At 44.3% G+C, this 7407-nt stretch carries 6 protein-coding genes; all 6 read right to left on the bottom strand.

Annotation, left to right across the window (positions count from 1 at the left end):
• Positions 1-70: 70 nt before the first annotated feature.
• A complete protein-coding gene (gene nrdG, locus ADI76_RS08705) occupies positions 71-676 on the bottom strand; it encodes an anaerobic ribonucleoside-triphosphate reductase activating protein (RefSeq protein WP_049515853.1) in 606 nt (201 codons plus the stop codon).
• A gap of 4 nt (positions 677-680) precedes the next feature.
• Complete coding sequence (locus tag ADI76_RS08700) at positions 681-1181, bottom strand: GNAT family N-acetyltransferase (RefSeq protein WP_049515850.1); 501 nt, start codon at positions 1179-1181, stop codon at positions 681-683.
• A 43-nt stretch (positions 1182-1224) separates the two neighbouring features.
• Positions 1225-1365, bottom strand: a complete 141-nt coding sequence (locus ADI76_RS11550; RefSeq protein WP_024055167.1) for a hypothetical protein — start codon at positions 1363-1365, stop codon at positions 1225-1227.
• Between the two features lie 11 nt (positions 1366-1376).
• Entirely contained in the window at positions 1377-3587 is a 2211-nt protein-coding gene (gene nrdD / locus ADI76_RS08695) for an anaerobic ribonucleoside-triphosphate reductase (RefSeq protein ID WP_024055166.1), read from the bottom strand.
• A 122-nt stretch (positions 3588-3709) separates the two neighbouring features.
• Positions 3710-5548, bottom strand: a complete 1839-nt coding sequence (locus tag ADI76_RS08690; RefSeq protein ID WP_049515848.1) for an MFS transporter — start codon at positions 5546-5548, stop codon at positions 3710-3712.
• A gap of 168 nt (positions 5549-5716) precedes the next feature.
• On the bottom strand, positions 5717-7252 hold the full coding sequence (gene cls / locus ADI76_RS08685) for a cardiolipin synthase (protein ID WP_049515846.1): 1536 nt from the start codon (positions 7250-7252) through the stop codon (positions 5717-5719).
• Between the last annotated feature and the right edge of the window lie 155 nt (positions 7253-7407).

Here is a 7407-nt window from a genome sequence, read left to right as displayed (position 1 = left end):
TGTGCGGAGGTGGGACGACGAAATCGAATTCTAACGAATTACCGATTTCTGTCCCACTCTCTTGAAGATCCTACAAAAGATCATCCCGCTTGACCTGCTCAAAACTTTCCTTGCCATCATTGAGCTTGTCCCAGATGACAACCATTCCTTCTTTCAATGATTTTTGAACATCAATAATCCGCTGGTTGGAAGACCCACGGAACTGCAACATGAGGTTGCGCTTGCTTTTATCATAGCGTCCATCGACCAGGATATCAATCAGCGACAAGAGCTCCAGTTTATCAGGCGTTTCTAACATCATTTCTTCCCAAGTGTAGCCGGTCCAAGACCAAATATCTTTTTCCGGCAATTCTTTTCGAATACGTTTTACAAGGGGTAAAAGAATACCTGTATTAAGAAATGGCTCTCCTCCTAGCAAGGTTAAGCCTTGGACATAGGGTTGGGCCAGATCTTCCATGATCTGCTCTTCTAACTCTTTGGTATAAGGAATTCCTGCATTGAAAGACCAGGTCGCTACATTGTAACAGCCCTCACAGTGAAACATACAACCTGCTACGTAGAGGGAGTTGCGCACTCCTTCTCCATCCACAAAGTTAAAGGCCTTGTAGTCGATGATGCGCCCTTGACTCAGTTCCTCACTCTTCCATTCGCCTGGTTTTGGTGTATTCCATATCATCTTTCTAGTCCACCTCTATCCAATACCGCTCCGTTCCATTTCGAACATCCTCATAAACACCACCGTTAGCTAAGATAACAGCTCGACTAGCCGGATTTTCTGTGCTACAAGTTACCAGAGCTCGTTTGATATTCTTTTCCTTAGCTACTCGCAGACCTTGTCGGAGAGCTTCTTTTGCATAGCCCTTACCTCTTTCAGATGGACGAATGGAGTAGCCAATGTGGCCAGCATAATTCAGCAAGCCCTCATTTAGTCTCAGCCGTAGATTCAAAAAACCTAAAGCATGACCTGATTTATCAAACAATACGAACTGAATTGATGGAACACGATTTTCAGGCAATCCTATTCCCATTTCTTTATTATGGCAAGTTTCTAGCCACTCTTCATAATCAAAGTTCTCAGCATCCCAAAAGCCACCGTCATGAGCCGATTGGGTCTCTTCGAACTCTGCCATCATGCTTAGAATGGTTTCTTTATCTGCTAAAGTTGGTCTGCGTAATTCCATCTTTACCTCCCCATAAGAGAAAAGTGAGAGCGGACTCTCACTTTTATTTTTTCTTAGCCTTTTTTAAAAATTGTTCTCTCAGGCTTGCTACTCGGTCTTTTTTATTGATTCCACCCTTTGAATGCTTCTCGTGGAATCGTTGAACCTGAGCCTTGCCTTTATCATCTAATTGGTATTTTCCCATAATGTCCTTTTCTAATCTGTCACTTGGTGTCCAGCTGATTTGATAGTGGATCCATTCATGTGTTTGACCCGTGCAGCGATTTCCTTATGACGGCCATTGACCATGGGACGAGCTTGCGGGTTTCCTAGATAACCACAGGTCCGTTTGACCACATCAACCGTTTTCGGATCGCTATTACCACAGTTTGGACAAGCAAATCCGCGCTCAGTCGGCGTGAAATCTCCTTCAAAATCACACTTGTAACAACGGTCAATCGGCGTATTGGTTCCGAGATAACCGACCCGGTCATAGGCATAATCCCAAACCGCTTCAAGGGCTTTTGGATTTTGTTGGAGCACAGGGTATTCACAATAGTGGATAAAGCCACCAGACGCACCTGCTTCAGGATAAACTTTCTCAAAATCCAACTTCTCAAATGGCGTTGGGTTCTTACGAACATCGTAGTGGAAACTATTGGTGTAGTATTCCTTGTCTGTGATATCCGGAACCTTACCAAATTTCTCCGTATCTAGGCGACAGAAGCGGTCTGTCAAGCTTTCTGACGGAGTCGAATAGATAGAGAAGTGGTAATCATACTGGTCAGACCATTCTTCCACACGCGCTTTCATATCCTTGATGATATCGATCGTGAATTGTTTGGCTTCTGAATTGTGTTCCCAATTTGGACCATAAAAGACGGTTGCGACTTCATAGAGTCCGATATAGCCCAGAGAAACAGTTGCTCTGCGATGACGGAAGAGCTGATCTACCTGGTCATACTTGCCCAAGCGTTTTCCGAAAGCCCCATATTGGTAGAGAATCGGCGCATTAGCTGGTGTCGCTTCTTTGGTGCGTTCCACCCGGTAAACCAAGGCATCTTCAGCGATGTTCATCCGTTCATTAAAGATTTGCCAGAACTTCTCCTTGTCTCCGCCTGATTCCAAGGCAATCCGAGGTAAATTGACTGTCACAACCCCTAGGTTCATCCGGCCAGAATTAACTTCCACACCATTCTCGTCCTTCCAACCTTGAAGGAAAGAGCGACATCCCATCGGCACCTTGAAGGAGCCTGTCAACTCGACAATCTTGTCATAAGACAAAACGTCTGGATACATACGCTTCGTTGCACATTCCAAGGCCAATTGCTTGATATCATAGTTAGGAGTTCCAAGTTCTAGGTTGAGCCCCCGCTTAAGGGTAAAGATCAGTTTTGGAAAGATAGCGGTCCGATGTTCCGATCCAAGTCCCTTGATTCTGATTTCCAAAATCGCCTTTTGGATTTCCCGCTCGAAGCGATTGGTCCCAAGACCAAAACCAAGCGAAGTAAAGGGAGTTTGTCCGTTTGAGGTAAAGAGGGTATTGATCTCATATTCCAGCGATTGCATGGCATCATAGATATCTTTTTGAGTCTTGCTCCAAGCATAGTCCTCCTGCTTTTCAGGAAGCACCCACTCTTTGGCATCTGCCAAGTGTTTTTGGTAGTTCTTTTCTGCATAAGGGGCCAGGACCTCATCGATCCGGTCAGCTGAGCACCCCCCGTACTGACTAGAAGCTACATTGGCAATAATCTGCGAGATTTGAGCCGTTGCAGTTTGGATAGACTTAGGACTTTCTACTTCTGCATTCCCAATCTTAAAGCCATTTCTGAGCATGCCTTCAAAATCGATCAAACAGCAGTTGGTCATCGGTGTATAAGGGCTATAGTCCAAATCATGGTAGTGGATATCCCCTTTTTGGTGGGCATTGGCTACGTGTTTAGGCAACATTTTAAGACCAATAGACTTACCAACGATCCCCGCCGTCAAATCCCGTTGCGTATTAAAGACATCGCTGTCCTTATTGGCATTTTCATTGACAACCGCTTGGTCCTTGTTGAGGAGTTTTCCAATCGTAAAGTTGATATCCGTCGCTTTTGAGCGCTCAAAATCCCGCTGAGTCCGATAAGTAATGTAGCTCTCAGCAATCGCATATTCGTTGGCTTGAAGCAATTCATGTTCAACAACGTTTTGGATCTCATAGATCTTCACGCCATTTGGAAAACGTTCCAAGATCTCTGCGATCACACGATCGACAATGGCTTCTAGTTTGGCTTCCATCACTGGAGTGAGAGAAGTCACTTCTTCTGTCGCCTTCAACAAGGCTTTATAAATTTTTTCAACATCGAATTGAACACGACGGCCATCTCGTTTTTCAACAAAAATATCCGGGGCCATTCTCAGTTTTTCTTCTCTCAAGGTGATCATACCAAACATGCCTCTCTTCATTTATTTACATACAAGTTGTATTATACCACTCCAAAAATAAAAATCAATATCTTGTGGTGAAAATTCTAAAAAACTTTCTAAAACACAAGATATTGATTTTCTTAAGAGCGTTGATAGAGTTTGAAATGACGGTATTTCTTCTCAACCAGACGATAATTTTCTTTGAGCAAGTCCTTCATATTGGAGGTCAACTCCACCTGATTGTTGACCACAATATACTTCGGTTCAGACCGATCGATTTGTTGGATCACATTGGTCCGATTTTCATTAATTCCCAGATAAGACATTGGGGTCAATAAGGCAGAAGCTGCCAAACGATCACTTTCTTGATAGAGAGTAGCTGTCGCATCCCAAGCATAAATGGTATCTTTCGACTTGGTGTGATTTTTAATGTAGCTGGCAATAGCGCTCCGTTCACTGGATTGACCAGACTGAAGCACAACATCTTGAACCACCGGATTCGCCAACAGATAGACAAGGGCTACTAGCGGTAAGAAAACTTGGCTTGTAAAGTAAGCGGCCCAAACTTCCTTGTTTTTCTTCTTCCGACCACGACGTTCGATCCCATCGTTTTCTTCCCCATCTCGTGAGAACCAGATCGCAAACAAAGGAAGAACAAATGGCAACATTGGCAACAATTGGTAAGCGCCTTGCTCCGGAAGACCAATAGACACGATGAGGACTACCAGGCTACCTGCCCATCCCATAAAGCGGAAGATCCGGCGAGCACTGCTATTTTGCTTCGTAAAGGACATCAAAAAGGCAGAGACCAGACCAAAGGCCAGCGCCAACAGTCCATAATAAATGGCATTACTGAAGGTCTGTCCATTGCTAAAATTCAAGGCATTAAAGACATAGGTTACTTGGTTAATGGCATAGCCAAAAGTCTGATTCAAAACGGTGATATAGCCAATTGGATAAAAGACGAGTGAAAAACCAAGGAGAGCTGCTAGCAGTTGATAAAAGCCACGCGCCCATCTCTTCTGCTTGATGTTAAAGGCTGTTAATCCAAGGAAGGCCAACAAATAAAACAAGGCACTGGTCATCGGATCAATCAGGAAAGCCACAGCTGCAATCGCACCATAAAGGATAAAGCCTTCATCCTTACGATGCCCAATCAAATAAGCCAAAATGAAATTCATGCTGGCAAATAGGATTGGAAGGCTAAAGAGAGTCACATAAGTCCCTCCAAAACCAAGGCCTAACACCAAGAAATAAAAGAGTAACTGGACATTCTTCGCTGTATCTTTATCAGACACCAGCAAGCGCACAACCCGATAGAGGTAAGTCCCCGCAAAGAAGAGGGCAATCGCTTGAAGGATCATCAAGATCCAATGTCCACCAGCTAAACTTCCCAACCAGTTGATTGCATAATAGAGCAGACCATTGGTTCCGTAAAAATCACCAAACGGTACTTGACCCTTGGTCATTGCCCAGCCAGCATACAAGTTTTGAGATTGTTGATTGGTTGCAAAACGGGTTAAAAATGGCACCCCGACATGCAGTAAACTAATCAAGAGACTCAACACAAAAGGAATCGCTAGGGGCACTGGACGCTTGGATTGACGACGGATCGGCTCAACTGCCACATCTGCTTCTAGCTCTTCCGTATTCTCTTCTACCTTAGATGCTTCCGCTTTTGCCGCTTCAACTCCCGCCTTACGCGAACGACGACTCATCCGACTGAGCGTTTGCTCCGCTTCCTGTTCAGATTCTTGTGTAGGTTCTGCTACTGCTTCTGGCTTGGCATCACTAATTTCCTCTGATGCCTCCATTGCAACCGGCTCCTCCAAGACTTCTGCCTGCTGGCTATGAGTCGGCTCTTCTTCACGAAAGACTGATTTATCTAGCACTTCGCGAATTTCACGTGTATCCTGAAAACTGTCTCCCACGTGAAGCCCTAACTTTTTCGAAGTCATTTCTTGCTCTTTTTCGCTCATTCTTTTTCCTTTTCTTCGCTATTCCTCTGCTCTTTCCTTTTAGAAAAAAGCCCATTATCTTCTCTAGTATACCAAATTCTGCCGACCCTGTCAGCCTCTTGCCACATAGTCCTATGGAAAAAGAGTCAGGCATCTCGATTCCTGACTCTGATTTTCGTTTTTATACATTTACAACATCGGTGCGAACAATTGCATAATTTCCTTGATTAAGCTTTGGTGCCATGTAAAGCGGAAGGTATCCTCTGTAATTTCTTGAGACACTTCAAAGATATGGTCAAAGTCCTCACGAATCTTTTTCAAGGCAGGCGTCCGATACATCCAGACAGCATTTTCATAGTGATGGACCAAACTGCGGTAATCAAAGTTAATCGACCCTACAACCGCCATTTCATCATCGGCAAGAACTTGCTTACTGTGGACAAAACCAGGTGTGTACTCATAGATTTTCACACCAGCGTCCATCAGATCCAAGTATGCCCCACGGGTTACGATTTGGATCAATTTTTTATCCGGAATATACGGGGTCACGATGCGAACATCCACCCCACGAAGGGCCGCATTGCGGATATCTTCTGTCAAATCATAATCGATGATCAAGTAAGGAGTCGTGATATAGACGTAATCCGTCGCCTGGTTAATCATATTTTGATAGACTGTCTTTCCAACCTGCGACTTGTAAATCGGTTTTGGTCCACTCCCATAGGGAATGTAGAGCCCTTCTCCTTCGACCGCCTTATTTTCAATATGGTAGCGGTCAAAATCCTCGATTTCCCCACGGTTGATGTACCAGTTCATGAGGAAGAGTCGCGTTAAGGCCTTAACAGCTCGTCCATCTAAACGAATGGCACTGTCCTTCCAGTGACCAAACCGCTCAATGTGGTTGATGTACTCGTCTGCCAAATTGACACCACCCGTATAGCCGATCTGGCCATCAATGACCAAGATCTTACGGTGGTCTCGGTTGTTATAAGCCACTGTTAGACGGGGGATCACCTTGTTAAACTTATGGGCATCAATCCCCATCTTTCGCAATCGTTTGGTATAGTTCCCAGCCAAGGTTGCCATACAGCCGATATCGTCATAAAGGAGTTTGACTTCGACCCCCTCTTTCACTTTCTGCTCTAAAATCTCTAGGATACTGTTCCACATCAAGCCCTCATCAATGATGTAAAACTCGATGAAGATAAATTTTTTCGCCGCTCTCAGATCCTCTAGTAGTTGCTCATACATCTCCTCCCCTAGAGGGTAAAAGGTTGATGCCGTCCCATTGTAGAGATCCGCATTGTGATCCATGGATAAAATCGACTTGACCAAGCCATAAACCGCCTTGCTTTCTTGCTTGAGCTCCTTACGCAACTGATGACTATTGTCCTCTCGAAACTTCATGGACTCCATATTTTTCAGCTGGATCATTTCCTTTTTGGACAAACGTCGCTCTCCAAACATGAGGTATAAAAGCGATCCAAAGACAGGAATGACGGCAATCAAGAGCCAGGTCACCTTATTTTCAGGCGGGGTATTTCGATTAACAATAGCTAAGATTGTCGACACATATAAGAGCCCAATGACTGCAACAGATAGCCAATGAGGGAACCATCTATTGAGCCAGAAGAAGGCCGCAAAGGATGCCCATAGTTCAAAGCCCATAAACAAAATACTAAATCCATATTTGGACATTAATAGACGTAATTTTCTAAAGGTCACAGCATCCTCCTTTTTTCTTTCTACTAGTATACCAATTCTTTTTACCCGTTGCAACGACCAACCAAGCCCCTTCTAGACAAACAAAAAGAGAGTGGGACAAAAGTCCTAGCCTCTCAATTATTTTTGGATTGTCGAGCAAGACGCAGTGGTTGAGT

Source organism: Streptococcus parasanguinis (assembly GCF_001074805.1).
In the GTDB taxonomy this organism is placed as follows: domain Bacteria; phylum Bacillota; class Bacilli; order Lactobacillales; family Streptococcaceae; genus Streptococcus; species Streptococcus parasanguinis_A.
Note: the sequence above shows the minus strand (reverse complement) of the source record. Positions and strands in the feature narration are given on the sequence as shown.

Excerpts from the sequence above, each read along its gene's own strand:
- nrdD (WP_024055166.1), bottom strand. The coding sequence starts at position 3,587 with ATGATCACCTTGAGAGAAGAAAAACTGAGAATGGCCCCGGATATTTTT.
- nrdG (WP_049515853.1), bottom strand. The coding sequence starts at position 676 with ATGATATGGAATACACCAAAACCAGGCGAATGGAAGAGTGAGGAACTG.
- ADI76_RS11550 (WP_024055167.1), bottom strand. The coding sequence starts at position 1,365 with ATGGGAAAATACCAATTAGATGATAAAGGCAAGGCTCAGGTTCAACGA.
- ADI76_RS08690 (WP_049515848.1), bottom strand. The coding sequence starts at position 5,548 with ATGAGCGAAAAAGAGCAAGAAATGACTTCGAAAAAGTTAGGGCTTCAC.
- ADI76_RS08700 (WP_049515850.1), bottom strand. The coding sequence starts at position 1,181 with ATGGAATTACGCAGACCAACTTTAGCAGATAAAGAAACCATTCTAAGC.